The 309-nt window shown below is 49.2% G+C and carries 2 rRNA genes; both read left to right on the top strand.

Annotation, left to right across the window (positions count from 1 at the left end):
- Positions 1 to 81 (top strand): 23S ribosomal RNA (locus NBG71_RS18750); the annotation flags it as partial.
- Between the two features lie 116 nt (positions 82 to 197).
- Positions 198 to 309: ribosomal RNA gene (rrf, locus tag NBG71_RS18745) — 5S ribosomal RNA — on the top strand; the annotation flags it as partial.

Here is a 309-nt window from a genome sequence, read left to right as displayed (position 1 = left end):
CTAAGACGTTGATAGGCTGGGTGTGTAAGCGTAGCGATACGTTGAGCTAACCAGTACTAATGAACCGTGAGGCTTAACCTGACAACACCGAAGGTGTTTTGTCTGAGAGACGACAGTAGATGAAGTAGGCTTGTTTAAGATTGAACATTGCTGGTTACGAAGAGAAATCGAAGTAACGGGTGATTAAACAGAATTTGCTTGGCGGCCATAGCGCAGCGGACCCACCTGAATCCATGCCGAACTCAGAAGTGAAACGTTGTAGCGCCGATGGTAGTGTGGGGCCTCCCCATGTGAGAGTAGGGAACTGCC

It is taken from the genome of Proteus sp. FZP2095 (assembly GCF_023701425.1).
Taxonomy (GTDB): domain Bacteria; phylum Pseudomonadota; class Gammaproteobacteria; order Enterobacterales; family Enterobacteriaceae; genus Proteus; species Proteus cibarius.
The sequence above is the reverse complement of the archived record's forward strand: the minus strand, read 5'-3'. Positions and strand labels throughout refer to the sequence as shown.